The sequence below is a fragment of the Streptomyces sp. AK08-02 genome (assembly GCF_033795085.1).
Classification (GTDB): domain Bacteria; phylum Actinomycetota; class Actinomycetes; order Streptomycetales; family Streptomycetaceae; genus Streptomyces; species Streptomyces echiniscabiei.
In genome coordinates this window covers 1-644 of sequence record NZ_JARAZV010000056.1, presented here as the reverse complement: position 1 = coordinate 644, position 644 = coordinate 1, and the positions used below count along the sequence as shown (strand labels likewise).

General features: G+C 63.4%; 1 pseudogene. It reads left to right on the top strand.

The window, feature by feature from the left end:
* Positions 1–644: pseudogene (locus PV734_RS45720) on the top strand (RHS repeat protein); the annotation flags it as partial.

Below are 644 nucleotides of genomic sequence, written 5' to 3'. Positions count from 1 at the left end.
AGCTCGTCAAGGGCACCAGCACCTACACCGTCACCACGCCTGATCACACCAAGCGCACCTTCAGTAGCAGCGGTCAGCTCACCTCGGTTGTGGACGGCGGCGGCCAGGGCCTGACGCTGACGTACACCTCCGGAAAGCTGTCTTCCGTCAAGGACGCTGCGGGCCGGACCACGAGTTTCACCCTGAACGCCGATGGTCTGCTCTCCAACGTGGGTCTACCGGACGCCACTTCGGTGTCGTACACGTACACGGGAGGTCTCCTGACCTCCGTCACAGACCCTGCGGGCAAGGTCTCCTCCTACGGTTACAACGCGGACAAGCGGCTGACCTCCTACACCGATCCCGCAGGCGGCAAGGTCACCAACACCTACGATTCCGCCGGCCGAGTCGGCTCCCAGGTCGACCCGAACGACAAGACCACGAACTTCATCTGGGACGCCGGCGTCGGCGCGTCGCACACCACGGCTCCCGATGGCGGTGTGTGGACCGACCGTTACGCAGGCAATGTGCTGATGGAAAGCATTGACCCCTACGGAAAGAGCGTCTCCTACGACTACGACCGCTATCTACGCCCGGTCGAGATAACCGACCAGCGTGGCAACACCACGTCGATGACGTACGACAGCGCCGGACGCATGCTCACC